The organism is Serinicoccus sp. JS2-9, assembly GCF_059025165.1.
In genome coordinates, this window is sequence record NZ_CM180091.1 from 2,143,878 (window position 1) to 2,169,178 (window position 25,301).

The window sequence follows — 25,301 nt, forward strand, 5'->3', positions numbered from 1 at the left end:
GAGCGCGTGAGCATCTGCGTCGGCGTGGACATCGGTGGGACCAAGATCGCGGCGAGCGCGGTCTCCGACCATGGGACGATCCTGCACCAGGCCCTGCGGGAGACCCCGGCCCAGAGTCCCGACGACATCGTCACTGCGGTGGCCGGTGTCGTCGGGGACCTGCAGAACCAGCTCGGCGAGGACCGCCCGGTGCAGGCCGTGGGCGTCGCCTGCGCCGGCTTCATCGACCGCGCCGGTGACGTGGTGGTCTTCGCTCCCAACCTGGCCTGGCGGGACGAGCCGCTCCGGGCGCGGCTGGAGGAGGCCACCGGTCTGCCGGTCGTCCTCGCCAACGACGCCAACGCCGCCGCCTGGGGCGAGTTCCGCTTCGGCGCCGCGCGCGACGTCGAGGAGATGCTGCTCATCACCCTCGGCACCGGGGTCGGCGGCGGCATCGTCGCCGATGGGGAGCTGCTCGTCGGTTCGCACGGCATGGGTGCCGAGGTGGGCCACATGCGGATGGTGCCGGACGGCCACCGGTGCGGCTGCGGCAACAAAGGGTGCTGGGAGGTGTATGCCTCCGGCAGCGCCCTCGTGCGCGAGGCCCGGGAGCTCGTGTCCGGCGGCAGCCCGCACGCGGGTGCGCTGGCCGACAGCTGCGGCGGGGACCCCACCAAGCTCACCGGCGTCATGGTGACCGAGGTCGCGCAGGCCGGTGACCCGGCCGCGCGCGAGCTGCTCGAGGACATCGGCCGGTGGGCCGGGGAGGGTCTGGCCAGCCTCGCGGCGATCCTCGACCCGGCGCTGCTGGTCATCGGGGGCGGCGTGGGGGCGGCCGGCGACCTCGTGCTGGACCCGGCGCGCGCCGCCTTCGCGCGCCACCTCACCGGTCGCGGACACCGCGAGGTGACGCCGATCGTCCTGGCCGAGCTGGGCAACGAGGCGGGGATGATCGGGGCGGCCGATCTGGCGTCCCGCCGGGCGTGAACCGCACCCCGCTCGCGATCGGCATCGACGTCGGCGGGACCCGCGTCAAGGCCGGGCTGGTGGACGCCGCCGGGCGGGTGGTCGCGACCAGCGCACGGCAGACGCCGGGGCGCACCGCGGTGGCCGCCACGGTGGAGGACCTCGTGGTCGAGGTCGCCGAGGAGCTGCTGGCCGCGGCCGAGAGGTCCGGGCAGAACGTCGGCGCCGTCGGTGTGGGGGCTGCGGGCTTCGTCGACGCGCGTCGTGGCCACGTGGTCTTCGCGCCGCACCTGTCGTGGCGCGACGAGCCCCTGCAGGACCGGCTGGCCGCGCGCCTGGATCGCCCCGTCCTGGTCGACAACGACGCCCACGCGGCCGCTTGGGCCGAGCACCGCTTCGGTGCCGGCCGCGGGGAGTCGCACCTGGTGATGATCACGCTCGGCACGGGCATCGGAGGCGCCATCCTCACCGACGGGCGACTGCAGCGGGGCAAGCACGGGCTGGCCGGCGAGTTCGGGCATCAGCAGGTCGTGCCCGGTGGTCGCCGCTGCGAGTGCGGCAACCGAGGCTGCTGGGAGCAGTATGCGTCCGGCTCGGTGCTGCGGCGGGAGGGCCGCGAGATCGTGCGTGCCGGCGGTGACCACGCCGCCGCGCTGCGCGAGCTGTGCGAGGGCGACCCGGAGCGCCTGGAGGGTGAGCACGTCACCCGGGCGGCGCGGTCCGGGGACGCGGCCAGCGTGGAGGTGCTGGGCGAGGTGGGGCGCTGGCTGGGCCGGGGCATCGCCGGTGTCGTCGCGGCGCTGGACCCGGGCACCGTCGTCGTCGGCGGCGGCGTGAGCGAAGCCGGTGACCTCCTGCTCGGGCCGGCCCGCGCGGCGCTGAGCCGCCACCTCGTGGCCCGCGGGCACCGACCCGACCCCGCCGTCGTGCCCGCGACGCTCGGGGTCCGTGCCGGCATGGTGGGCGCGGCCGACCTCGCCGGACACCCGATCGCCGACACGATCGAGCACGAGCGCATCCAGTCGACGTAGGTGGTCATCTTCTGGCCCGCCACCTCGTGCGGCCAACGCCACTCCACCGGGAAGGGCAGCACCTGCGAGGTCGGGGCGAGCAGCACGTCGTGCTCGCCGAACCACGCCCGGACCCGCTCGCCCAGCCGCGCCCGGGCCAGCCGGGCCGACAGGACCCGGTCGGCGTCCAGGGCCAGGCCCCGCTCGACGTTCCACACGACCTCGGGCTTCACCAGCCCGTCACCCCGATGGGTCCGGACCACCTCGCGCAACCGCAGCGCCATGTCGAGCGCCCGTTGGGTGTCGAAGACCTCGTCGGCGTCGCCCAGATCCGGGGCCGCCTGCTCGACCCGCGCGCCTGCGCCGGCGAGCGCGTGCGACATACCCTCCACCGCCGCGACGACCGGAGCCTGGACCGGCAGGGCCAGACCGAGGTCGCTGCTCACCCCGACCCGCAGGCCACGCAGCGTCGCGTCGACCTCGGGTGGCGCGGCCAGCAGCGCCGCCAGCGCCGCACCGTCCGCGGGGCAGGGGAGCGGCACCCGCGGGTCGGGCCCGACCACGGCCGAGAGCATGAGCACGACGTCGTCCACGGTGCGCGCCATCGGGCCGGTCACCCCCAGCCAGGACCACGGGTCGAGGGTGGGCGCCACGGGGATCAGGCCGGCGCTCGGCCGGAGCCCGACGACACCGCAGAAGGACACCGGGTTGCGCAGGCTGCCGCCCATGTCGGAGCCGTCGGCGAGGGCCTGGATCCCGGTGGCCAGCGCCGCGGCGGCACCGCCCGAGGAGCCGCCCGCCGAGCGCGTGGGGTCGTGCGGGTTGCCGGTCGCGCCGAAGACCTCGTTGAAGCTGTGCGACCCGGCGGCGAACTCGGGCACGTTGTTCTTCCCGGTCGTGACCACCCCCGCCCGCTGCAGCCGTGCGACGATCAGGCCGGTCTCGGTGGGGACGTGGTCGGCGAGCAGCGGCGAGCCGAGGTGGTGCGCAGGCCGGCGGTGGCGTGGGTGTCCTTGTGCGTCATGGGTATGCCGTGCAGCGGCGGCAGCGGGCGCCCCTCGCGGGTGGCGCGCACCGCCTCCTCGTCGGCCGCCTTGGCGGCTGCGGCGGCCCGCTCCGCGTCGAGCGTCACGACCGCGTTGACCTGCGGGTTCACCGCGTCGATGCGGGCGAGGTGCTCCCCGAGGACCTCCCGCGCCGACCGGCGCCCGGAGCGCAGGTCGGCCGCGAGCTGCACGGCGGTGGGGGTGTCCGGGGAGGCGAGCAACGGCATACCGCACAGCCTGCTGCCTGCCGCGACGAGACGCCACCGCGACGGCGGCGGCTCGGCCGGCACGGGGGTGGCCCCCGCGCGTGCGCGGCGAGCAGGTGGGAGAGGATATGCGCCATGCCTCATCTGCGCGTCGCGAGTTACAACCTGCGTGGTCTCAAGGACGACGCCGACGCGGCGGCCCGGGTGGTGCGCGCCCTGGCCCCGGACGTGCTGCTGCTGCAGGAGGTGCCGCGCTACCCGGCCTCGAGCTATGCGATCGCCGCCTTCGCCCGCCGCTGCGACCTGCTCTGGTCCGGGCGGACCCGGCTGGTCAGCGGCACGGGGATGATGACCGGGCTGCGTGTCACCGCGACCGATTCCCAGGACCGACCGCTGGCCGTGGGGCTGCGCGAGAACCCGCGCAGCTACACCGTCGCCCGGGTCCGGCTCCCCGAGGGGCCGACGGCCACCGTCGTCTCGATCCACCTGCCGCTCGTGCAGGAGCAGCGGGTGCGGCACACCCGCACCGTGCTGGCCGAGATCACGGCCGACCCGACGCTGCCGCCGGACGAGCCGCTGGTGGTCGGCGGCGACCTCAACGAAGGTCGCGACGGCACCGCCTGGGGCACCCTCGCGGCGGAACTCTCCGAGGTGAGCGACGACCGGCCCACCTTCCCGGCGCACCAGGCGCACCGGCACATCGACGCGATCTTCGCGCGGGGCCACCGCGACGCGACGCCGGGTGATCCCGTCCTGCTCGAGGGTATGCCGCTCGCCGAGGCGAGCGACCACCTGCCGGTCTGGGTGGATCTGGAGGTCTGAGCACCTCCGGGCGGGAATGGCCACGCCCCGGCCCGGGCCAGCCACGCGCGGAGCGTGCTGCGGTCAGACGCGCGCGCCGTCGTCGCCGTCGGAGGGGTGCCGCCGCCGCGGCTGGCGCAGCACGAGGAGCACGAAGCCGGCCACGGTGAGCACGAGCCCGACGCTGGCCCACAGCGGGTCCAGCAGGGGGATGATCGCCGAGAGCACGACGAGCAGCGGCCCGAGCGCCAACCCGACGACGATCGCCCAGAAGTGCAGGTCACCGGCCGGCAGCGGCGGGGGAGGCGGGGGGACGAAGTGGTCGTCCTCCTCGGGAGGCTCGTAGGAGCGGTGGTCCGTGGCCATCCCGTCAGGGGTGGCGGGGCCCAGATGCCGTGTCGGTGGGCGCGGCTCTGCGGGCTCGCGCGGCTCGGCAGGCTCGTTGCGGACCTCGTCGCCTGCCGGGATCCAGGGCGGGTTGACCCTGCCGGTCTGCCCTGCCGCGCCGTCGCTGCGCAGCCCGGCCACGATCTCGTTGAAGGCGCGGTCGACGTCGGCGTCCCCCGGGCCGTCCTCCGGATGGCGGGGGGTGGTCACGGCCGGCCCTGCCCGGGAGCGGAGGCACGAGCGCCGGGACGCGGGGTCCGTGGCTGGCTGTTCAAGGCTCCAGTGTGGCACGCGCCCCGTCGCGCCGCGGTGGCGGTCGGCCTGCGCAGCGGTAGAGTCAGCGGGCATTCAGCCCCCTTGGCGGCGCCTCGGCGCAGGAGGAACCGACCCGATGATCTACTGGATCCTCAAGCACCTCTTCGTCGGTCCCCCGATGCGCGCCGTCTTCCGCCCGTGGATCGAGGGCAAGCACCACATCCCGGGGGAGGGCGCTGCCATCCTGGCCAGCAACCACCTGTCCTTCTCCGACTCGATCTTCCTCCCGCTCCTCGTCGACCGCCGGATCACCTTCCCGGCGAAGATGGAGTACTTCACCGGGACCGGCGTGAAGGGGTGGCTCACCCGGCTCTTCTTCACCTCCACCGGGCAGATCCCCATCGACCGGACCGGGGGCCAGGCCTCGATGGTCGCCCTCGAGCAGGGGCTGGCCGTCCTGCACCGGGGCGACCTCTTCGGGATCTATCCCGAGGGCACCCGCAGCCACGACGGCAGGCTCTATCGCGGCAAGACCGGTATGGCCCGGCTCGCCCTGGAGGCGGACGTCCCGATCGTGCCGTGCGCCATGATCGACACCGACAAGGCGCAGCCCACCGGGCAGAAGATCCCCAACGTCGTCCAGGTCGGTGTCCGCGTCGGTCGCCCCATCCATCACCCGGAGTGGGCCGGGCGCACGGAGGACCGCGACGTGCTGCGCCAGCTCACCGACGAGGTGATGGCCGAGCTGCAGCGGCTGTCCGGCCAGGAGTACGTCGACGAGTACGCCGCCACCGTCAAGGAGCGGGTCGCGGCCCGGGCCAAGGAGGCGCGCGAAGGTCTCGAGCACGCCCGGGACCGCGCCAAGGAGGGCATCGGGCACGCCCGTGAGCAGGCCCGGGAGGGCATCGTCGAGGCGACGGGCAAGGCCAAGGAGGGGATCGCCGGAGCCACCGGGCGCGCCAAGGACGAGATCGAGCAGCGCCGGGCGCGACGGCATACCGACGGCGAGACGCGGGCCCAGCCCGAGGAGTGAGCGGGGCAGGGATCACCCGCCCCGCCACGTCTCCTACCATGGGTCCGGTGAGCACCGACCTGACCGGCCTGGCCACCAGCGGTGGCCACGACATCGACTGGCCCGACCTGCCCGCGCGGCAGCAGCCGACCTGGGACGACCCCGCGGCCCTGGCCCAGACCCTCTCGGTGCTCTCCACCTATCCGCCGCTCGTCTTCGCCGGCGAGTGCGACCAGCTGCGCCAGCGCATGGCGTCGGTCGCCGCCGGTCAGGCGTTCACGCTGCAGGGTGGCGACTGCGCCGAGACCCTGGCCGACGTCACCGGCCCCAACATCCGCGACCGCATCAAGACCATCCTCCAGATGGCGGTCGTGCTGACCTACGGCGCCGGGATGCCGATCGTCAAGATCGGCCGCATGGCGGGGCAGTTCGCCAAGCCGCGCAGCTCGGACTCCGAGACCCGCGACGGCGTGACGCTGCCGGCCTACCGCGGCGACATGGTCAACGGCTTCGAGTTCACGCCCGAGGCGCGCCGCCCCGACCCCGAGCGGCTGCTGCGCTGCTACCACGCCAGCTCGGCGACCCTCAACCTCGTGCGCGGCTTCACCAGCGGCGGCTTCGCCGACCTGCGCAGCGTGCACGCCTGGAACAGAGGCTTCCTCGCCGGCCCGGCGCAGAAGCGCTACGAGCAGATGGCGGGCCAGATCGACCGGGCGCTGCGCTTCCTCGAGGCCTCGGGCGTCGCCGACGCCGAGGAGATCCGCCGGGTCGAGTTCTTCTCCGCGCACGAGGCGCTGGTGCTCGACTACGAACGCCCCATGGTCCGGCGCGACCACCGCACCGGCCTGCTCTACGACACCTCCAGCCACCTCGTCTGGGTGGGGGAGCGCACCCGCGACCTCGACGGGGCGCACATCGACTTCGTCTCCCGGATCCAGAACCCCGTCGCCGTCAAGCTCGGCCCAGGGGCAGACCGCGACACGGTGCTGGCCCTCATGGACCGGATCGACCCCGAGCGGACCCCTGGACGGCTGACCTTCATCACCCGCATGGGTGCGGGCCAGATCCGCGACGTCCTCCCGGCGCTGCTCACCTCGCTGGGCGACGACGCGCGGCACGTGGCCTGGGTCTGCGACCCGATGCACGGCAACACCTTCACCTCGCCGAGCGGGCACAAGACCCGGCGCTTCGAGGACGTCGTGGAGGAGGTCCGTGGCTTCTTCGACTCGCACGCGGAGGCGGGCACGCACCCGGGTGGCATCCACGTCGAGCTCACCGGCAACGACGTGACCGAGTGCGTCGGCGGGACGACGCCGGTCGACCTCGACGACCTGGGCCTGCGCTACGAGACCCTCTGCGACCCGCGGCTCAACCACCAGCAGAGCCTGGAGCTGGCCTTCCTCGTCGCCGAGATGCTCGAGCGGGGCGGGCACTGACGTGCCGGTGGCGGGGGCGGACAGCGCGGAGGAGCACCAGGTGCGGCCGAGCGGGTGCAGGCCCGTCGCCGACCTGCGCTCGGACACCCTGACCCGCCCCACGGCACCCATGCGGGAGGCCATGGTCTCGGCGCCGGTCGGCGACGACGTCTACGCCGAGGACCCGACCGTCGCCGCCCTGGAGCAGGAGCTCGCCGCGCTGCTCGGCCACGAGGCGGCGCTCTTCATGCCCACCGGGTCGATGTCCAACCAGGTGGCGCTGCGGCTGCACGCCGAGCCCGGGCAGGAGGTGATCACCGACCACCTGGCCCACGTCCTGCGGGCCGAGCTCGGGGCGGCCGGCGCCCTGTCCGGCATCACGACCCGCAGCTGGGTCGCCCACCGCGGGCTGCTCGACGTCGACACCGCGCTACAGGTCATGGTGCCCGACGGCGGCCCCTACCAGGTCAGCACCGCGTGCGTCGTGGTCGAGAACACCCACAACTTCGGCGGAGGCACGGTCCAGCCCCTGGACCGCATGCGACGGCTGCGCGAGGCCACTCAAGGCGTGGGCGTCGGCGTGCACCTCGACGGCGCGCGGCTGTGGAACGCGCACGTCGCCACCGGAGTCCCGCTGGCCGACTACGGCGCCTGCGCCGACACCGTCTCGCTCTGCCTGTCCAAGGGTCTCGGAGCGCCGGTCGGGTCGGTCCTCGTCGGCTCCGGCGCCCTCCTCGAGCGGGCCCGCGTCGTCCGCAAGCGGATGGGCGGAGGGATGCGCCAGGTGGGGATCCTCGCCGCGGCCGGGAGGTATGCCGTGCAGCACCAGCTCGCGCGCCTCGCCGACGACCACGCGCGGACCGCGCGCGTCGCGCTCGCGGTCGGGGCGGCATACCCGGACGTGGTGGACCCCAGTCAGGTCGAGACCAACATCCTGGTCCTGGACGTCGGGGCCGCCGGCTGGGCGGCGGCCGACTTCATCGCGGCGGCCGGGCAGGCCGGGGTCCACGGCTACCCGACCGACGGGCGGCACGCGCGCTTCGTGTGGCACCTCGACGTCGACGACACGATGACCGAGCACGCCGCCTCGGTGCTGCTCGACCTGCTGCGGGCGCGAGGGGCCGGCGCGGGATCGTGACCGGGGGAGAGGCAGGAGCACCGGCGGCGCTGCCGCCGGGCCAGCGGGTGACGCGCACCTGGCGCCCCTCCCACTACGGCCGGGTGCCGCACCTCGACGCCGACCGCTGGAATCTGAGCGTGGCCGGTGCCACGCGGGACGGCGGGATCACGCTGCTGGACTGGGAGGCGCTCGGCGAGCTCGACGACGTCGAGGTCGGTGCCGGGTTGCACTGCGTGGACCGGCACAGCGTGCCCGACCTGGTCTGGGGCGGGGTGCGGATGCGCGACGTCCTCGAGCTCGCCCCGCCCGAGGACGGCGTGGAGCACGTCGTGCTGGCGGCGGTCCGTGGCTACTCCTCCGCGGTGCTCCTCGAGGACCTGCGCCATCCCGACGCCCTGCTCGCCTATCGCGTCGACGGGGAGCCGCTGACTCCTGAGCACGGCTGGCCGGCGCGCGTCGTGCTCCCGCACCTCTACGGCTTCAAGGGGCCCAAGTGGGTCGTCGAGCTGGCCTACCACCACCGCGCCCAGCAAGGCTGGTGGGAGTCGCACGGCTACCACCCCCGCGGGCGGGTCGAGCAGGAGGAGCGCTGGGCGCACCAGGACTGAGGTGCTGCCCGCCGGTGCGTCCGCGCCGCGTGGGCCAGGCACCTGCCTGCTCCGGGACGGACCCGGTCAGACGACCGCCAGCACGATCTCGGTGCCGACCGGCACCTCCTCACCGGGCTCGACCGACTGCTCCCGTACGGTGCCGAAGAAGCCGCCGCGGACGTCCTCCCGGGTGACCGTCAGCCCCAGCTCGGTGAGCTCCTCCTCCGCAGCAGAGAACTGCCGGCCCACCACCTGGGGCACGGTCACCAGCTCGGGACCCTTCGACACCGTGAGGGTGACCGTGCTGCCCCGCTCCACGGCGCCCGATCTGGGCGACTGGCGCACCACGTCGCCGGCCGGCACCTCGTCGTCGAAGACCTCGTCGGGTGCCACCGTCACCGTGAGGCCGGCCTCGCGCAGGGTCTGCGTGGCCTCCTGCTCGGACCGGCCGGTCACGTCCGGCACCTCGACCGGGGCCGGGCCGTCGCTGAGGACGACGTCGACCGTCCCGCCCGGGGGCAGCGGCTCGCCGGCCTCGGGGGTGGTGCGCAGCACCCGCCCCTCGGGCTCGGACTCGTGGTGCTCGCGCGTCTGGTCGCCGAGCGCGAGGTTGACGCTCGCGAGCGCCTCCTGCGCCGACTCCAGCGGGAGCCCCGAGAGGGGCGGAACGGCATACCGCTCGGGGCCCTGGGACACGACGAGGGCGACGTCGGTGCCGTGCCGCAGCGTCGCGCCCGGCTCCTGGTCGGAGGAGATCACGACGCCACGCGCGACGTCCTCGGAGTAGGCGTAGCTCACCACGGGGTCCAGCTCCTCGGTCTCGAGGGACTGGCGGGCCTCCTCCTCGGTCAGGTCGGCGACGACAGGCATCGGCGAGTGCACGCCGGGGCCGGCCACGGCCCACCACACGGCGTAGCCGCCCCCGCCGAGCAGCGCGAGGAGCAGCACGGTGAGCAGGACCCGCCCACCGCGGCGTCGTCGCGGCGGCGACGCCGCCGGTCCGCCGGCCGGACGGCTGCCCGACGGGCGGTTACCGGTGGTCCGGGCGTAGTGGCCGTCGCCCGAGGGCGGTGACACGGGGATCGCTCGGGTGGAGCCTCCGCCGGCGCCGACCAGCTGCGTCTCATCGCCTCCCCGGGCCACCTCCTGGGTGCGCTCGGAGTCCGGCGGCGCCGGAACGGCGTCGAGCTCCTCGGGGTCGACGTCGCGCAGCAGGGCCCGCATCTCGGAGAGCAGCTGTCCGGCGTCGCCGGGGCGGTCCGAGGGGTCGGTCGCGGCGGCGCGCCGCAGCAGGTCGTCGACCGCCACCGGCACGGTCGGCACCGCCTGGCGCGCGCTCGGGACGCTGCCGTGCACGTGCTCGTAGGCGACCCGGAGCGGGTCCCCGCCGGGGAAGGCCTTGCCACCCGTGAGCAGCTCGAAGAGGAGCAGACCCACGGCATACACGTCGGTGCGGGTGTCGACGTGGCTCGAGTCGCGCTCGACCTGCTCCGGCGCGAGGTAGGCCGCCGTCCCCCAGAGCATCTCGGCGCTCGCCTGCTGGCCGGCTGCGGAGATCGCGCGGGCGAGGCCGAAGTCGGCGACCTTGACCCCGGTGCGGCGGCCGCCGGCGAGCAGGACGTTCTCCGGCTTGATGTCGCGGTGCACGAGGCCGCGGCGGTGCGCCTCGGTGAGGGCCTCGACGACCGGCAGCAGCAGCTCCAGGGCGGAGCGCGCCGACATGGGCGCCCGCGCCCGGATGACCTCGCGCAGCGTCGGCCCCTCGACGAGCTCCATGGCCAGGAAGACGACCTCCTCGTCCTCGCCCTGGTCGTAGACGTTGACGACGTGCGGATGCTGCAGCCGGGCCGCGGCGCGCGCCTCCTGGACGAAGCGGCGCACGAAGGAGTCGTCGTCAGCGAGGTCGGCGCGCATGACCTTGAGCGCCACGGGCCGGTCCAGTCGCAGGTCACGCGCCCGGTAGACCGTCGCCATCCCCCCGCGGGCGATCTCGGCCTCCACCTGGTAACGACCGTCGATGACGCGGTCGTACACGGTCGGGGGCGCCTCACTCACGTCCTGATTCTACGGAGCGGGCTCGCCGCCCCGTGGGAGGTGAAGGGGCTCGGTATGCCGTCTCAGAGGGTCGTCATGAAGTGCGTGATGTTGCGCACGTACTGCCGGGTGTCCGCGAAGAGGCCGTACTGCCGCACGCTCCCCAGGCCCTGGTAGTAACCGCCGATGGCGTGGTCGGTGGACCCTGCCGACCGCAGCAGGGTGCGCATGATGACCACGCCGGCCGTGACGTTGTCCTCGGGGTCGAGCAGGTTGAGCTCGCGCCCGATGATCGAGGAGGCCCAGTCGCCCGAACTCGGGATGACCTGCATCGCGCCGATCGCGTTGGCGGGGGAGACGGCCCGGTGGTTCCAGCCCGACTCCTGGTAGGACACGGCGACCATGAGGTCGGGGTCGACGCCGTGGCGCTCGCTGGTGCGGACGATGAGCTCGCGCATGGCGGCGCGGCTGGGCACGTCGACGGACGCGAGGTAGTCGCGGTTGGCCGCGGCCGAGCGGGCGACGCCGTCGCTGTAGCGGTAGTGCAGGAAGGTGTTCGGCACAGACTCGCCGACTTTGAGGTCGCCGATGGTGCTCTCGTCGTAGGGGCGGTTCAGCGGGGTGGGGGCCTCCGACGAAGACGAGCCGGAGGAGGACCCGGATGATCCAGGCAGGCGCAGCTTCTGGCCGGGGTAGATGAGGCGGGTGTTGCTGATGCTGTTGGTGCGGGCGAGCGCGGAGACGGTGGTGCCGTGCCGGGCGGCGATGCCGGAGAGGGTGTCGCCGGCACGGACGGTGACGGTGCCGCCGGAGGAGCGGCTGGAGGAGGACCCCGAGGAGGACCCGGACGAAGACGAGCCGGAGGAGGACCCGGATGATCCGGGCAGGCGCAGCTTCTGGCCGGGGTAGATGAGGCGGGTGTTGCTGATGCTGTTGGTGCGGGCGAGCGCGGAGACGGTGGTGCCGTGCCGGGCGGCGATGCCGGAGAGGGTGTCGCCGGCGCGGACGGTGACGGTGCCGCCCGAGGAGCTGCTCGAGGAACTGGCCGAGGAAGAACCGCCCGCGGAGCGACCGGGCTCCGGGGCGGCCGTGGTGCCTCCCTCGCCCGGGATGACCAGCCGGGCCCCGGGCAGGATCCACCGGCCGCCCTGGGGAAGGGAGTTGGCGCGCACGATCGCCTGGGGACTGACGTCGTAGCGGGCGGCGATGCCGTAGACGGTCTCGCCGGAGGAGACGGTGTGGGTGCGCTCGGACGGTGCGGTCACCAGGGTCGCGGTCGCGTGCACGCCGGTCGGGGCGACGTAGGCGTGCGAGGGCAGATCGCCGGGGGGCAGGGCGGCGAAGAGGGGACTCACGTCTTTTCCTCCAGTGACGGTGACGAGCGTGGGTGATGGCACAGGCGTGACTCGCGGGACACACGTGGGACAGGGGGGACAGCGTGGCCGGTGAGACACCAGGGACAGTACCCTCTCTCCGCAGGTCACGCCACCCTTCCGGCGTGTCTTCACACGTGATTGGATAGGACTGTGCTAGATGACACCAATGTGATTCCCGAGTGGCTGCCGGTCCCCGACGTCATGGACCGGACCGGCGCTTCGCTGCAACAGGTGAAGCGGTGGCTCCAGGAACGCGAGCTGGTCGGGCAACGGCGGGGTGAGCACCACGCGGTCATGGTGCCCAGCACCTTCCTCGTCGCCGACGGGCCGCTGCCCTCCCTGCGCGGCACGATCACCGTGCTGGCCGACGGGGGTCTCAGCGACGAGGAGATCATCGAGTGGCTGCATACCCCCGACGAGACGCTCTCGGGCGGAAGCGCCATCGCCTCCCTGCACGCGGGGGCCAAGACCGAGGTCCGGCGCCGGGCGCAGGAGCACGCCTTCTAGGGACTCCCGCTCTGCGGCGGGCGCGACCGGGTCGGCGTCAGCAGGGCGACCGTCCCGTCCGACCTCGTCAGGTCGCGCGGTCGGTGCAGATCGCGACGAGCTCGGTGAGGGCGCCGCGCCCTTCCTCGGTGAGCCCGTCGGTGGCCGCCAGGGCGTCGAGGGCCTCCTGCGCTCCGGCCGAGATCATCTCCTCGGTATGCCGCAGCGCACCGGACGCGACGAGCACCTGTCGGCAGGCATCCACGGTGGCGTCGTCGAGGTCGGGGTCGCCCAGGCTGGCCTCGACGAGGGCGGCGCCCGCGGCGTCGGCGTGCTCGAGCGCCTGGGCCACGAGCACGGTGTGCTTGCCCTCCCGCAGGTCGTCGCCGGCTGGTTTTCCGGTCTCGGCGGGGTCGCCGAACACGCCGAGCACGTCGTCCCGGAGCTGGAAGGCCTCGCCGAGCGCGGCGCCATAGGTGGCGAAGCGGCGGAGCGTCTGGGGTGACGCACCCGCCGCGAGCGCGCCGATGAGCAGCGGCTGCTCGACGGAGTAGCGGGCGCTCTTGTAGCGGATGACCGTGCGGGATCGCTCGATCCGGTCGGTGTGGTCGAGATCGAGCCAGCCCCGGGCTCCCTCGAGCATGTCGAGGAACTGGCCGCCCATGAGCTGGGTGCGCATCCGGTCGAACTCCGGTCGCGCGCGGTCGAGCGCCTCGGCGGGCAGGCCGCTGGTGCTGAAGGCCTCGTCGGTCCAGTTGAGGCACAGGTCGCCGGCGAGGATCGCGGCGGCGTGCCCGAAGCGCTCGGGGTCGCCGGTCCACCCGCGCTCCCGATGCAGCGTGGAGAAGGCGCGGTGCGCCGTCGGCCGTCCGCGTCGCAGGTCGCTGTTGTCCATGACGTCGTCGTGCAGGAGCGCCGCGGCCTGGAAGATCTCCATCGAGCTGGCGGCCCGGACGACGGCGTCGTCGTCGGGTCCGCCGAGCGCCCTCCAGCCCCAGTAGAGGAAGGCGGCCCGCAGTCGCTTGCCGCCGACGAGCAGGTCGGAGACGGCGTCGACGAGCGGCCCCATGGGGTCGCCGAGGTCGGTGAGCACCTCGCGCTGGTGCTGGAGGTGTGAGTCCAGCGCCCGCTGCACCCGCGGGCGCAGGTCGACGCCGTCCAGCGCGTGCGTCACGGATCCTCCTGGCGGATGGTGGTGCTGCGGACGGTGGTGCTCCGGGTGGTGGCGCTGCCGGCGATGCTGCACGGGCGGCATCCGGCACCGCGTCGACGCCGCCCGGTCGGGTGAGTCCCTGAGGTCGAGCCTAGACGGTATGGGGTGGATGGCCCGGGCCGCCCCCTCCCGCGGCCCGGGCCGTGGGTCCATGGTGCGGGGTCGCGACCAGGGGGGTGGGAGTTGTCCACAGGAAGGGTCGATCCTGGCCTGGGGGTTGAGTCTGTCGGCGCCGAGTCGTACATTTGTCGCACATCGAACACAAGTTCGATTCGATCTCGGTCCGGAAGGGCTGTGGTGCCCGGACGACAGGTGAGGAGAGCGTCATGAGCAGGAGGTATGACGAGCAGATCGAGGTCCGGTGGGGCGCGGCGGGTGAGCACGGGGTGCGGCTGGAGGGTGCCCTGCCGGGCGGTGCGCGCAGCACCGTCGAGGTCCCCACGCTCTTCCTGTGGCGCGGGCGGGTGCACGTGGTCCGCGCGGTGCTGGCCCGGTGGACTCAGCGGGTGCCGTGGTGGCGCATCGATCCCGACGCCGAGGTCGGGGCCGGCACCGAGGTCGACACCGAGGTCAGGGCCATGGCCGAGGTCAGGGCCAGGGCCGAGGTCAGGGCCGGGGTCGAGCAGATCGCGGTCGAGGGCAGGGCCGACGTCGATCGCGACCGGGCGACGAGACCCGAGCTGGAGCGGGTCGTCTGGCGGGTGGAGGCCGGCGCCGGCCGGTCCAGCGGCACCGGGGTCTACGACCTGGTGCAGGGGGAGCGGTGGCGCCTGGACCGCGTGACCGACTGAGACCCAGCACGACGGGCGGACGGCGCAGCACGACAGCACAGGCAGACAGCACGACAGGCGGACGGCGCAGCACGAGACAGGCAGCGGCGCGAGACAGATGGCGCAGCACGAGGACACGCGAGCGAGCAGAGAGGGATGAGCGAGATGACGATCACCGACGCGCGGCAGGAGGTGGCGGACCTGGTGCCCGGAGCCACCGCCGGTGCCGTTCTGGACCTGCTGGAGCGCTCCCGCGGGGTGCTCCTGCAGGCCTGCCACAGCAGCACGGCCGCCGAGCGCTACACCTACGCCCACCTGGCGGCGCTGCGGGCCGGGGCGGCCCTGCTCGCGGCCCGCACCGTCCCCACGCGGCGCAGCCGCCCGCGCAGCGTCTGGGAGATGCTCCCGACGGTGGCGCCCGAGCTGGCCGAGTGGGCCGTCTTCTTCGCCGACTCCGGCCGGCGGAGACTGGCGCTGGAGCGGGGTGCCGACGCCGTGACCGCCCGCGATGCCGACGACCTGGTGCGCTCCGGGGAGCACTTCCTGGAGCTGGTGCGGGCCGCGCTGCACCTGCCCTGCGAGATCCCGCTGCCCGACGAGCTGTCCCCGCTGGGTCACGGGTGAGCCCGGTGGGCAGCACCGACGACTTCGTCCATCTGCACGTCGCCTCCAGCGCGTCCATGCGCTACGGCGCCTCCCACCCGGTGGACCTGGTCGCCCGGGCGGCCGAGCTGGGGCAGCCCGCGCTCGGTCTGACCGACCGGGACGGGCTCTACGGCGCGGTGCGTTTCGTCCGTGCCTGCGGCGAGGCCGGGATCGCCCCGGTGCTGGGCGTGGACCTGGCGCTGGGCTCCTCACCGGCGCTCGACGGCCCGGGGTCAGGGGCGGGGTCGGGATCGGTGTCGGGCCGGGCGACGGCGTCGACGGCCCACGTGACCGGGCTCCGGTCCGGATGGGGTGCACCGGACAGGCGAGGTGACGGGGAGGGGTGGGGCACGCGCGGCGGCGACCGGATCGCCCCTGGTCGCGGCTGGGGAGAGACCGGGCCCGATGCGGGTCCGGAGCGGCGCGCGCCACGCAGCAGTCCCGTGAAGGGCGGTGCCTTGGTCGACGATCAGCAGCCGCGCGTGGTGCTGCTGGCCCGGGGGCAGCGGTCGGGCCTGGAGCCCGGGGTGGGGTGGGCCCGGTTGTGCCGGCTGGTCACCCACACCCACCTGGCGGGGGAGCGGTCGGTGCCGCGCACCACCCCCGAGCTCATCTCCCGCGCCGCGGCCGCGGTCTGCGGTGCGGCGCCGGTCGTCCTGCTCCTCGGACCCGACTCCGACGTGGGGAGGGCGGTGCTCGCCCGGCGTCGTGACCTGGCCCGGCGCCTGCTGCAGCGGTGGGTAGAGCTGGTGCCGCGGGGCGGGGTGCGGGTCGAGGTGGTCTGCCACGGGGGGCCCGAGGGCAGTCCCGGCAGTCTGGGCCACGCCAGTGCGCTCTGGGCACTCGCACGGGAGGTGGGGATCCCGGCGGTGCTCACCGCTGCGGTCCGGCACGCGCTGCCGGAGCAGGCGCGGGTGGTGGACGTCCTCGACGCCGCCCGACGCATGGTGGCGCTGGACGAGCGCCACCTCGATCGCGTGAGCAGCGCCGGCCATCTCGCGGGCACCGCCGCCATGCATGCCCTGGCCCGGCAGCTCGAGGTCGCCGGCGGTCCCGGCGCCCGGGCCGAGGTGCTGCTGCGCGACACCCTGTCGCTGGCGCTCGAGTGCCACCAGGACCAGCGTTCCGACCTCGGGATCGGTGCCGTCCACCTGCCGGAGCCCGAGATCCTCGGGGTGTCCGGGGTCGGTCAGGCGCACCAGGTGCTCACCGAGCGGTGCGCCCAGGCGGTCGCGACGCGCTATCCCGGGTCGACGACGGCATACCTGCGTCAGGTCCGGGACCGGCTCGACGACGAGCTGGGCGTCATCGCCGGGCTGGGCTACCCCACCTACTTCCTCACCGTGGCCCAGGTCTGCGACCTGATCCGCGACCAGGGCGTCCGGGTGGCGGCGCGGGGCTCGGGCGCCGGCAGTCTGGTGACCTTCCTGCTCGGCATCAGCGGGGTCGACCCGATGGAGCACGGGCTGCTCATGGAGCGCTTCTGCTCACCGCTGCGCGCCCAGTTGCCCGACATCGACATCGACGTGGAGTCGGCGCGGCGCACCGAGCTCTACGAGCTCATCCTCGAGCACTTCGGGTCCGAGCGGGTGACGTGCGTGTCGATGGCTGAGACCTACCGGGTGCGGCACGCGGTCCGGGATGTCGCGGCGACGCTGGGACTGCCGCCGGGAGAGATCGACGTCATCGCCAAGGCCTTCCCGCACATCCGGGCGCGCGACGCCCGCGCCGCCATCCGCGACCTGCCCGAGCTGCGACGGCAGGGTCTGGATGCCCCTCGGATGCAGCAGCTGCTGGAGCTGGTGGAGTCGCTCGACGGGCTGCCCCGGCACCTCGCGATGCACCCGTGCGGGGTGATCCTCTCCAACACCGGGCTGCTCGACCGCACCCCGGTCGAGGCGAGCTGGCTGGGCTTCCCGATGAGCCAGTTCGACAAGGACGACGTCGAGGAGCTGGGGCTGCTCAAGCTGGACGTGCTGGGCATCCGGATGCAGTCGTCGATGGCGCACGCGATCGAGGAGGTCGAACGCGTCGACGGGGTGCGCGTCGATCTGGACGACCGGACGCAGGTGCCCTTCGACGACCCGGACACCTTTGCCCTCATCCAGTCCACCCGCACCCTCGGCTGCTTCCAGATCGAGTCGCCAGGTCAGCGCGAGCTGGTCGGCAAGTTCGCCCCCGAGACCTTCGCCGACATCATCATCGACATCTCTCTCTTCCGCCCCGGGCCGGTGAAGTCGGACATGATCCGGCCCTTCCTGCACGCCCGGCAGGGGTGGGGCCGGCCGGAGTACCTCCACCCCAGCCTGGTGCCCTATCTGAAGCAGACCTGCGGGGTGGTGGTCTTCCACGAGCAGGTGCTGCAGATCGTCGCCGAGACGACCGGGGTGTCGCTGGCCCAGGCCGACGAGGTCCGGCGGGCGATGGGCAGCCCGTCGGGGCAGGACGAGGTCGAGGTGTGGTGGCGCGCCGCCGCGACCGCGCGCGGATACTCCGCCGCCGACGCGGACCGAATCTGGGAGGTGCTGGCTGCCTTCGCCTCGTTCGGCTTCTGCAAGGCCCACGCCGCGGCCTTCGCGCTGCCGACCTACCAGTCGGCCTGGTTGAAGACGCACCATACCGCCGCCTTCCTGGCCGGGGTGCTGACCCATGACCCCGGGATGTATCCCAAACGGCTCATCCTCGACGAGGCGCGCACCATGGGGGTCCACGTGCTGGGGCTGGACGTCAACGCCTCCGGGGCGACCTACCGGGTGGAACGGGTGGACGAAGCCTCCACGACGGTCGGGTGGGAGGCCGCGCCACCCCCGGGAGGACTGCGGCGCACACCCGACCGGGTGGACGCGACGATGGCGCAGATCGAGCGGCGGGCCGGGGGCTATGGCATCCGGCTCTCCCTCGCCGACGTCAAGGGGATCACCGACGACGAGATCGGTCGGATCGTCGCCGGTCAGCCCTACGACTCGCTGGCCGACCTGTGGCACCGGGCCCGCCCCAGCCGGCCGACGACGGAGCGCCTGGTGCTGGCCGGGGGTCTGGACACGCTCCACCGCGTCGGACGCCGGGCGCCGGGCAGGGGAGCGGGGCCTTCTGCGCCGGCCTCAGGGTCTGGCCGAGGGGCCCTCACCCGTCGGGACCTGCTGCTGCACGTGCGTGACCTGGAGCAGTGGTCCAGGCATGCGGCGACCGGGGCCGGCCGGAGCCGGGCTGGCCGGCGCCGCCCGGCCCCGACCATCGAGGCCGCGGCCGGGGAGATCGCCTCCCGCGCCGGTGCCCAGGCGCAGGGCCGCCGCGGCTGGCATGCCGCGCCCGGCGCGTCCTCCACCACCCAGCTGACCCTGGAGCTCGGCGACGATCCCGCCCCGCTCACGGGCAGCGGGCTCCCCGAGATGAGCGAGTCCGAGCAGCTGCGGGCCGAGCTGGAGGTGCTGGGCATGGACGTCAGCCAGCACGTGGTGGCCGGTTTCGGCCCCCTGCTGGCCGAGCTCGGGGTGATCCGGTCCCGCGACCTGCTGTCCCGCCGCGGCGGCGCCGAGGTGCTGGTGGCAGGAGCCAAGGTCGCCACCCAGACCCCGCCGGTGCGCTCCGGCCGCCGGGTCGTCTTCCTCACCCTCGACGACGGCACCGGCCTGTCGGACGCGACCTTCTTCGAGGACGTCCAGGGTCCGTATGCCGCGACCGTCTTCCACTCCTGGCTGCTGCTGGTGCGCGGGGTGGTGCGGCGCACCGGGCCGCGCGGCCTGTCGATCCGCGCGACCGCTGCGTGGGAGCTGGGCTCGTTGGCGCAGGCATGGGAGACCGGTGGGGTGGAGGCCGCCCGGACGCAGATGGCGCAGGCGGAGGAGACCGCCCGCCTGCTCGCCGCCCAGGCCGAGGCCGCCGCGCGCACCGAGGCCGAGGCGGCTGGCGCCCCGGCCGGACGCCGGGTGCTCGTCCACGCCTCCGGCTTCGCCCAGTCGCCCTACGCCGACATCAAGCCGGCCGGAGAGGCGACCCGGCAGCCGGGCAGCAAACTGTGGCACTCCAGCCCCGGGAGCCCCGGATGGTGAGGCCCGCCGCGACCACCTCCGATGCCGCGAGCTCGTCCGACGGGCCACGCGGTTGGGTCCTCCACGTCGACATGGACGCCTTCTACGCCGCGGTGTCGCTGCTCGCCGAGCCCCACCTGCGCGGGCAGCCGGTCGTGGTCGGCGGGGGGTGGCGCAGCGTCGTGCTGGCCGCGACCTACGAGGCCCGGGCCTACGGCGTCCGCTCGGGGATGCCGATGGCCACCGCGCGACGGCTGTGTCCCCCGGTCGTCGTCGTTCGCCCGGACTACGACCGATACACCCGGGTCTCCGAGGCGGTTATGGCCGTCTTCGCCGAGGTCACGCCCCGGGTGGAGCCGGTCTCGATGGAGGAAGCCTTCCTCGACGTCGCGACCGCAGGCCGTCAGTGGGGCAGCCCGGAGCAGATCGGGCGGTGGATCCGGGACACCGTCGCCGACGAGCAGGGCATCACCTGCTCGGTCGGCGGCGCCCCGTCCAAGGCGGTCGCCAAGATGGCCTCGCGGGCCGCCAAGCCCGACGGGATGAGGCTGGTCTCCCGCGGTGAGGTGGTGCCCTTCCTGCACCCGCTTCCCGTGGGTGCCCTGTGGGGCGTCGGTGAGTCGACCGAGGCCGAGCTGCACCGTCTCGGACTGCATACCGTCGCTCAGCTGGCGCACGTGCCGCTGGTGACGTTGCGGCGCGCCTTCGGGGAGCAGTCCGCGGCCCGATTGCACGCCCTGGCGTGGGGCATCGACGACGATCCGGTGGTGCCGTCCCGCCGGGAGCGCAGCGTCGGCTCCTCCGAGACCTTCAGCCACGACGTCGACGACCCCGACCAGATCCGGCGTCAGCTGCTCCACCTCGCCGAACGGACCGCCAGCCGGATGCGGCACGGCGGGGTGCTGGGCCGGACGGTCGTCCTCACCGTCCGCTTCTCCGACTTCACCACCATCACCCGCTCCCGGACGGTCACCGTCCCCACCGACGTCACCCGGGAGGTGCACACCACCGCGTGCGCCCTGTATGCCGCTCTCGGCCTGCAACGTGCCCGCATCCGCATGCTTGGGGTCCGGGTGGAGGGGATCACCGAGGCGGACCAGACGCTGGTGCAGGGTCGCCTGGACGAGCCGGAGCGCGGCTGGCGCGAGGCTGAGCGGGCCGCCGACCGGGCCGCCGCGCGATTCGGCCAGCACGCGGTCCGCCCCGCCAGTCTGCTGGCCGGAGGGCGGGCCGGGTGACCGGCGTGGACGCCCTGGCCCTATCGTCGTGGCCTGCGTGGACGCGGCGGCGGGAACTCTGGCTAGTGCTCCGCACGTTCACGGCATATCCTTGAAGAAAGACACCCTGGCGCCGGTGAGCGTGCCGCCGGGCCATGATTCGCACCACCGGAGGTGACCGTGCCGCTCTCAGAGCACGAACAGCGTGTTCTCGAGCAGATGGAGCAGGCGCTCTACGCCGAGGACCCTCGTCTGGCCAGCCAGCTCAAGCGTCCGGCCGCCGGCGGGGGCGCTGCCGGCCTCGACCGTCGTCGTCTCGCGCTGGGCGTCCTCGTCGCCCTCGCCGGCCTGGCCCTCGTCGTCGTGGGCGTGATGTCCTCGATGATCTGGGTCGGAGTCCTGGGCTTCCTCGCCATGGTCATGGGTGGGGCCTGGGCCGCTTCGCCCGCCCGCTCAGGCCGCTCCCGGCTGCGCGTCGTCGACCAGAACGGCTCGGCCGCAGCCCCGACCAGCCCTAAGAAGCCCCGTCAGGGCAAGAGTCCTGGCGGCTTCATGGAGCGCATGGAGCAGCAGTGGGACCGGCGACGGGAGCAGGGTCCCTGAGTTCCCCTCACCTCTCCGACGACCCGGGCCCTGCCCGGGTCGTCCACATTTCCGGCTCCGCCCCCGATCTGGGTGACCTGCTGCGCGCCGTCGCCGACGACGACCAGGACGCCTTCGCCACCCTCTTCGACCAGGTGGCGCCCCGCGTCCTCGGCCTGGTCCTGCGCATCGTCCGCAACCGGGCGGTGGCCGAGGAGGTCACCCAGGAGGTCATGCTCCAGGTATGGCGCCAGGCTGACCGCTTCGATCCCGGGCGCGGCTCCCCGCTGGCCTGGGTCCTCACCCTGGCCCACCGCCGGGCCGTCGACCGGGTCCGCGCCGAGCAGTCGCAATCCGATCGGTTGCACCGCTACGAATCCCAGCAGACGCCTGCCTACGACGCCACTGCGGAGGAAGCCGTCGGTCGCGTCGAAGCAGGGGCTGTGCATCGCGCCCTCGCCCAGGTGGGCGAGCCGCACCGCACGACCCTCGAGCTCGCCTACTTCGGCGGACTGACCCACCGCGAGGTGGCGCAGCGGTTGGACATCCCGCTCGGGACCGCGAAGACGCGGATCCGGGACGGGCTGCGAAAGTTGAGGACCAGCATGGGTGGAGGTGAGCAGGATGAGTGACGACGCACGGCGCGAGCCGTCAGACGAGCAGGCCACGGGCGGCGCCCCCGACCACGGGGACCCGCACGCGATGTGTGACCTCGCGGCGGCCTATGCCGTGGACGCGGTCGATGAGCAGGAGCGCGCGGCGGTCGAGGCGCACCTCCCCACCTGTGCAGCCTGCCGCGCGGTGGTCGACGAGCTCACCGACGACGCCGCTGCGCTCTCCGAGGGTCTGGAGGTTCAGCCCTCGGCCGAACTGCGCGCCCGTGTCCTGGACCAGGTCGCGGCCGAACCCCCTCGCGTCGGACGCCGTCGGACCCGGACCGCACGGCTCCCGGCCTCCCGATGGCTCGCCGTGGCCGCGGCAGCCGCTCTCATCGGCGTGGGCGCGTGGGGGGTCAACCGGACGCTGGAGCCCGACCCGGTCGATCAGGTGATCAGCGCCGAAGACGCGACGGAGCACACGGGAGACGCGGAGGTCGGCGAGGTCGTCGTCATCACGTCGGAGGACACCAACGGTGCCGTCCTCCTGCTGCCCGAGAGGCTCGCCGCCCCTGACGAGGGCAGCGTCTACCAGGCGTGGTTCGTGGGCGACGACGGCAGCGCCCGTTCGGCCGGCGTGCTCACCGAGAACGTGCTGGAGGAGGGCGAAGGCCGCCTGGAGGGAGCTCCGGAGGGCGCCGCTGCCGTCGGCCTCAGCGTCGAGCCGGAGGGCGGGTCGGACCAGCCGACCACCGAACCCTTCGCCGTCGTGCCGCTCGGCTGAGGCGCACGGCATACCGTGTCCTCCTGCGGCTGCGGCCCCGACGCAGCGTCCCCACGCGTAGCGAGGGAGCCCTGGCACGGGACGTCTCCGGCGCTCCTCCCCCTGCGAGGAACGCCGGAGACGCGTCTGTGGGCCGTGCGCGCGCGGCTCAGCTGGTGACCATCCGGGCGTAGACCACCGTGTTGTCCACGTGGTGCCCGGTCGAGTCGTCGAACTCGCCACCGCAGGTGATGAGCCGCAGCTCGGGGCCGGCGGTGGGTCCGTAGACGTCCACGGTGGGAAAGTCGGCCTTGGCGAACTGGTCCACGCGGTAGACCTCGTAGCTGACGGTCCGGCCGTCCTCGAGCTCCACCTCGGCGCGGTCACCCGGCGCCAACGCAGCCAGCTCGAAGAACACCGAGGCACGTCCACCCACCCCGGTGACGTGTCCCTCGATCACGGTCGGTCCCACCTCGCCCGGCGTGGGGGAGCCGTCGTACCACGCCGCTTCGTCGAGGCGCTCGCCGGAGGGCACTTCCAGCGTGCCGTCGGGCGCCAACCCGAGCGGGTGGAGCGGGCTGCTCACGCCGATCCGCGGTATGCGCACCGCGATCGGCTCCGACGGCGGCAGTGCCTCGACGGTGGAGTCGGCGTTCGGCGACGTCGCGGTCGCGGTCTCCGATGGCTCGATGCCGGCCGTCGGGACGTCCGTCTGCCGTCCGCGCGCGGTGTCCACCGGGCCGGGTGAGGCCTGGGCCGTGGTCGCGTCGTCGTCCGACGCGGCCATCGTGACCTCCGGGCTCGCGGAGGTCACGGCTGCCGCGTCGAGGGACTGCGTCGCCAGGTCTGGTGGCTCAGGACGCTGGCCGAGGAGGCCGGTGCCGAGGGCACCCACACCCACGACGACGGCCAGGCCGGCCAGGGCGGCGGCGATGCCGCTGCCGCCCTGGCCGGCTGGTGCCGGCGACACCTCAGGAGTCGGTGCGCCGACGCCGGTCGAGCGCGAGAGCGCCCGCTCCAGCGGTCAGAAGGACGGCGCCTGCCGCGATCAGGCCGCCGTGCTCCAGACCCGTCGGGTCGCCGCCCCCGGTCTGGACACCGCCCTCGGGCGCAGCCATCTGGCCGGCCTCGAAGGCCCCGCACAGCGCGGGGTCGGTGGCCTCGGACGGCAGGCTGTCGTCGAGGTCGGACATCTGCTCGCCGTCGTAGGCACCGGAGCCGTTGTGGTCGACGCCGTGGACGACCACGACGCCGTCACCGGCCGCGAGGCTCGCCGCGACGTCGTCCGGCACCTCGACGGTCCGCTCGTAGGTGTAGGTGCCCTCGGTCGGGAAGTTGGCCACGTCGAGGGCAGCCTCCGGGCCGGTGGCCGCATCGTTGCCGGTCAGCGAGACCGCGACCATGCCGTAGCTGTCGATCGCGTCGGTGACCCGGATGGCGCCGTCTACGCCGGTGCCCTCCATGCCGGGGTCGGGGCAGCTGTTGGTGCCTCCGATGTGGATGTGCTGGGCGTGCGGACTGCCCTCCAGCAGGCCGCTCACCTCGAGCTTGAGCCACACCTCGTTGCCGTCGACCTTCGCCCAGGCGGTTCCAGAGCCACCGGAGTCGTTGAGCTCGCCGAGGGTGCTCATGAGCTCGACCGGCGTGTGGTCGTCGGCTGCCGCTGGCGCGGCAGACATCCCGATCAGGGCGGGGATCGCCAGGGCGGCGGCTAGGGTCGTGCGCTTCATCGGACTACTCCTCCAGGTCGCGGACGCCGCCGCGGGTGCGGTGGCGTGTGAGGAGGGGTTCGGCACGGCTCGCCGAGCGGATGGGACATGTGAGGTGGATCACACGACCCACGGCGGGCTCAGGCTCGGTCGAGCACCACGGTGGTGACGACGAACAGCCCGATGAGGGCGAAGGCGGTGAGCAGCTCGATGAGGATGTTGGTGCCGACCGCGTGCAACGCGTGCCTCGTCGCCACCCAGGCCTCGGAACGGTCCCGGGTGCGGGCGAGCGACACGAGGAAGATGCCGAGCGGGAAGCCGAGGAAGAGCCCCACCACGGGGAGCACGAAGCCGAGGACGAGCGCGCACGCGACGCCGACCAGGAGGGTCGAGGTGCGCACCCCGGCGCGCTTCATCCGCTTGCCGGGGACGGCATACTGCAGCACCACGCCACTGACGTAGACCAGGACCGAGAGGCCGAGCAGGACCCAGCCCAGGGTGGACTGCTCGAGCAGTGCCCAGATGAGGACCGCGGCGAGCACGATGAGCAGCCCGGGCAGGATCGGGATCACGACGCCGACCACGCCCACGGCCATGAGCACGAGCAGCAGGATCTCGACGGGCTCCATACCGCTGATTCTGCCTCAGGTGCCGGCCGCGGACGAGACGACGCCCGCCCTCGTCGCGACGAGAACGGGCGTGGGGTAAGTCAGGGGTTGCGTCAGAGCGCCGGGGTCACCTCCGCGTCGAGACGGTGGGTCTCGTCGAGGATGTGGACGTCGTCCACGAGGCGCAGCTTGTCGAGGTGCTCCCGCCCATGGTGCGCGCAGAAGTGCAGCTCGAGGCCGTCCCCGATGCGGGCACGGACGTAGGCCTGGGCCCCGCAGCGGTCGCAGCGGTCGGAGGCGGTCAGCTCGGGGGTCAGAGTGGCGTTCACGGCGGTCTCCTCTCCATGTCCGGCCGCTTCGGGAACGACCGGAGATCACAGTCAAGCACGTCAACGTCGCGCTGCCGCGTCTTTGTGCCCGGGGCGAGGGGCGTTTCGCTCTGCGCGTAAGTCGAATCCGGGTCACGCGTCGGTCGCCGCGCCTGACC

At 73.8% G+C, this 25,301-nt stretch carries 23 protein-coding genes and 1 pseudogene; 15 read left to right on the forward strand and 9 right to left on the reverse strand.

Going from position 1 to position 25,301, the window contains the following annotated elements:
- Positions 1 to 6: 6 nt before the first annotated feature.
- Together AC5PYY_RS10380 and AC5PYY_RS10385 are read left to right on the forward strand one after the other, a co-directional pair.
- Positions 7 to 966, forward strand: coding sequence for an ROK family glucokinase (locus tag AC5PYY_RS10380; RefSeq protein ID WP_493896736.1), 960 nt, complete (start codon positions 7 to 9; stop codon positions 964 to 966).
- Positions 963 to 1,976 (forward strand): ROK family glucokinase, encoded by a 1,014-nt coding sequence (locus tag AC5PYY_RS10385; protein WP_493896737.1) that lies wholly within the window; start codon positions 963 to 965, stop codon positions 1,974 to 1,976. The genes AC5PYY_RS10380 and AC5PYY_RS10385 overlap by 4 nt, the downstream gene beginning before the upstream one ends.
- On the opposite strand, the pseudogene AC5PYY_RS10390 reads toward AC5PYY_RS10385, so the two are convergent.
- Positions 1,958 to 3,351, reverse strand: a pseudogene (locus AC5PYY_RS10390) (amidase family protein); the annotation flags it as partial. The gene AC5PYY_RS10385 and the pseudogene AC5PYY_RS10390 sit on opposite strands and share 19 nt — an antisense overlap.
- Between AC5PYY_RS10390 and AC5PYY_RS10395 the strand changes: the two are divergent.
- The gene (locus AC5PYY_RS10395) at positions 3,343 to 4,029 is read left to right on the forward strand and encodes an endonuclease/exonuclease/phosphatase family protein (protein WP_493896738.1); all 687 of its coding nucleotides are present in this window, start codon (positions 3,343 to 3,345) and stop codon (positions 4,027 to 4,029) included. The pseudogene AC5PYY_RS10390 and the gene AC5PYY_RS10395 overlap by 9 nt on opposite strands.
- Before the next feature lie 63 nt (positions 4,030 to 4,092).
- Here AC5PYY_RS10395 and AC5PYY_RS10400 read toward each other — a convergent pair whose 3' ends face one another.
- On the reverse strand, positions 4,093 to 4,605 hold the full coding sequence (locus tag AC5PYY_RS10400; RefSeq protein ID WP_493896739.1) for a hypothetical protein: 513 nt from the start codon (positions 4,603 to 4,605) through the stop codon (positions 4,093 to 4,095).
- Positions 4,606 to 4,786: 181 nt separating this feature from the next.
- On the opposite strand from AC5PYY_RS10400, the gene AC5PYY_RS10405 reads away from it, so the two are divergent.
- The 4 genes from AC5PYY_RS10405 to AC5PYY_RS10420 are packed head-to-tail and all read left to right on the forward strand — an operon-like array spanning position 4,787 to position 8,805.
- On the forward strand, positions 4,787 to 5,683 hold the full coding sequence (locus AC5PYY_RS10405; protein ID WP_493896740.1) for a 1-acyl-sn-glycerol-3-phosphate acyltransferase: 897 nt from the start codon (positions 4,787 to 4,789) through the stop codon (positions 5,681 to 5,683).
- A gap of 38 nt (positions 5,684 to 5,721) precedes the next feature.
- Entirely contained in the window at positions 5,722 to 7,098 is a 1,377-nt protein-coding gene (locus AC5PYY_RS10410) for a class II 3-deoxy-7-phosphoheptulonate synthase (protein WP_493896741.1), read from the forward strand.
- 40 nt (positions 7,099 to 7,138) lie between these two features.
- On the forward strand, positions 7,139 to 8,215 hold the full coding sequence (locus AC5PYY_RS10415; protein WP_493896742.1) for a threonine aldolase family protein: 1,077 nt from the start codon (positions 7,139 to 7,141) through the stop codon (positions 8,213 to 8,215).
- Entirely contained in the window at positions 8,212 to 8,805 is a 594-nt protein-coding gene (locus AC5PYY_RS10420; RefSeq protein ID WP_493896743.1) for a molybdopterin-dependent oxidoreductase, read from the forward strand. Before AC5PYY_RS10415 ends, AC5PYY_RS10420 begins: the two co-directional genes overlap by 4 nt.
- Positions 8,806 to 8,871: 66 nt before the next feature.
- On the opposite strand, the gene pknB is transcribed toward AC5PYY_RS10420, so the two are convergent.
- On the reverse strand, positions 8,872 to 10,842 hold the full coding sequence (pknB, locus tag AC5PYY_RS10425; protein WP_493896744.1) for a Stk1 family PASTA domain-containing Ser/Thr kinase: 1,971 nt from the start codon (positions 10,840 to 10,842) through the stop codon (positions 8,872 to 8,874).
- A gap of 62 nt (positions 10,843 to 10,904) precedes the next feature.
- The gene (locus tag AC5PYY_RS10430; RefSeq protein WP_493896745.1) at positions 10,905 to 12,176 is read right to left on the reverse strand and encodes a lytic transglycosylase; all 1,272 of its coding nucleotides are present in this window, start codon (positions 12,174 to 12,176) and stop codon (positions 10,905 to 10,907) included.
- A 189-nt stretch (positions 12,177 to 12,365) separates the two neighbouring features.
- On the opposite strand from AC5PYY_RS10430, the gene AC5PYY_RS10435 reads away from it, so the two are divergent.
- Positions 12,366 to 12,704, forward strand: coding sequence for an Rv2175c family DNA-binding protein (locus AC5PYY_RS10435; RefSeq protein ID WP_493896746.1), 339 nt, complete (start codon positions 12,366 to 12,368; stop codon positions 12,702 to 12,704).
- 67 nt (positions 12,705 to 12,771) lie between these two features.
- Here the strand turns inward: AC5PYY_RS10435 and AC5PYY_RS10440 are convergent, their stop codons facing one another.
- The gene (locus tag AC5PYY_RS10440; RefSeq protein WP_493896747.1) at positions 12,772 to 13,857 is read right to left on the reverse strand and encodes a polyprenyl synthetase family protein; all 1,086 of its coding nucleotides are present in this window, start codon (positions 13,855 to 13,857) and stop codon (positions 12,772 to 12,774) included.
- Positions 13,858 to 14,222: 365 nt separating this feature from the next.
- Between AC5PYY_RS10440 and AC5PYY_RS10445 the strand changes: the two genes are divergently transcribed.
- The 7 genes from AC5PYY_RS10445 (at position 14,223) to AC5PYY_RS10475 (ending at position 22,518) form a co-directional block, all read left to right on the forward strand.
- Entirely contained in the window at positions 14,223 to 14,687 is a 465-nt protein-coding gene (locus AC5PYY_RS10445; protein WP_493896748.1) for a DUF6504 family protein, read from the forward strand.
- A 135-nt stretch (positions 14,688 to 14,822) separates the two neighbouring features.
- Positions 14,823 to 15,290: an SAV_6107 family HEPN domain-containing protein gene (locus AC5PYY_RS10450; protein WP_493896749.1), complete on the forward strand. Its 468-nt coding sequence runs from the start codon at positions 14,823 to 14,825 to the stop codon at positions 15,288 to 15,290.
- A gap of 5 nt (positions 15,291 to 15,295) precedes the next feature.
- The gene (locus AC5PYY_RS10455) at positions 15,296 to 19,360 is read left to right on the forward strand and encodes a DNA polymerase III subunit alpha (RefSeq protein WP_493896750.1); all 4,065 of its coding nucleotides are present in this window, start codon (positions 15,296 to 15,298) and stop codon (positions 19,358 to 19,360) included.
- Positions 19,354 to 20,577, forward strand: a complete 1,224-nt coding sequence (gene dinB, locus AC5PYY_RS10460) for a DNA polymerase IV (RefSeq protein ID WP_493896751.1) — start codon at positions 19,354 to 19,356, stop codon at positions 20,575 to 20,577. The genes AC5PYY_RS10455 and dinB overlap by 7 nt, the downstream gene beginning before the upstream one ends.
- Positions 20,578 to 20,736: 159 nt before the next feature.
- Positions 20,737 to 21,159, forward strand: coding sequence for an SCO2097 family morphological protein (locus tag AC5PYY_RS10465; RefSeq protein ID WP_493896752.1), 423 nt, complete (start codon positions 20,737 to 20,739; stop codon positions 21,157 to 21,159).
- Entirely contained in the window at positions 21,129 to 21,770 is a 642-nt protein-coding gene (gene sigK / locus AC5PYY_RS10470) for an ECF RNA polymerase sigma factor SigK (RefSeq protein WP_493896753.1), read from the forward strand. The genes AC5PYY_RS10465 and sigK overlap by 31 nt, the downstream gene beginning before the upstream one ends.
- Positions 21,763 to 22,518: an anti-sigma factor gene (locus AC5PYY_RS10475; RefSeq protein WP_493896754.1), complete on the forward strand. Its 756-nt coding sequence runs from the start codon at positions 21,763 to 21,765 to the stop codon at positions 22,516 to 22,518. The genes sigK and AC5PYY_RS10475 overlap by 8 nt, the downstream gene beginning before the upstream one ends.
- Positions 22,519 to 22,666: 148 nt before the next feature.
- Here the strand turns inward: AC5PYY_RS10475 and AC5PYY_RS10480 are convergent, their stop codons facing one another.
- The 4 genes from AC5PYY_RS10480 to AC5PYY_RS10495 form a co-directional block, all read right to left on the reverse strand.
- Positions 22,667 to 23,467, reverse strand: coding sequence for a class F sortase (locus AC5PYY_RS10480; RefSeq protein WP_493896755.1), 801 nt, complete (start codon positions 23,465 to 23,467; stop codon positions 22,667 to 22,669).
- Position 23,468: 1 nt separating this feature from the next.
- Positions 23,469 to 24,227, reverse strand: coding sequence for a CHRD domain-containing protein (locus tag AC5PYY_RS10485; RefSeq protein ID WP_493896756.1), 759 nt, complete (start codon positions 24,225 to 24,227; stop codon positions 23,469 to 23,471).
- A 119-nt stretch (positions 24,228 to 24,346) separates the two neighbouring features.
- Complete coding sequence (locus AC5PYY_RS10490; protein WP_493896757.1) at positions 24,347 to 24,835, reverse strand: DUF456 domain-containing protein; 489 nt, start codon at positions 24,833 to 24,835, stop codon at positions 24,347 to 24,349.
- Positions 24,836 to 24,927: 92 nt separating this feature from the next.
- Complete coding sequence (locus AC5PYY_RS10495; protein WP_493896758.1) at positions 24,928 to 25,143, reverse strand: DUF7455 domain-containing protein; 216 nt, start codon at positions 25,141 to 25,143, stop codon at positions 24,928 to 24,930.
- Between the last annotated feature and the right edge of the window lie 158 nt (positions 25,144 to 25,301).

Coding starts and splice junctions, on each gene's coding strand:
- AC5PYY_RS10395 (WP_493896738.1), top strand. CDS start 3,343: ATGCCTCATCTGCGCGTCGCGAGTTACAACCTGCGTGGTCTCAAGGAC.
- AC5PYY_RS10405 (WP_493896740.1), top strand. CDS start 4,787: ATGATCTACTGGATCCTCAAGCACCTCTTCGTCGGTCCCCCGATGCGC.
- AC5PYY_RS10410 (WP_493896741.1), top strand. CDS start 5,722: ATGGGTCCGGTGAGCACCGACCTGACCGGCCTGGCCACCAGCGGTGGC.
- AC5PYY_RS10445 (WP_493896748.1), top strand. CDS start 14,223: ATGAGCAGGAGGTATGACGAGCAGATCGAGGTCCGGTGGGGCGCGGCG.
- AC5PYY_RS10450 (WP_493896749.1), top strand. CDS start 14,823: ATGAGCGAGATGACGATCACCGACGCGCGGCAGGAGGTGGCGGACCTG.
- dinB (WP_493896751.1), top strand. CDS start 19,354: ATGGTGAGGCCCGCCGCGACCACCTCCGATGCCGCGAGCTCGTCCGAC.
- AC5PYY_RS10475 (WP_493896754.1), top strand. CDS start 21,763: ATGAGTGACGACGCACGGCGCGAGCCGTCAGACGAGCAGGCCACGGGC.
- AC5PYY_RS10485 (WP_493896756.1), bottom strand. CDS start 24,227: ATGAAGCGCACGACCCTAGCCGCCGCCCTGGCGATCCCCGCCCTGATC.
- AC5PYY_RS10490 (WP_493896757.1), bottom strand. CDS start 24,835: ATGGAGCCCGTCGAGATCCTGCTGCTCGTGCTCATGGCCGTGGGCGTG.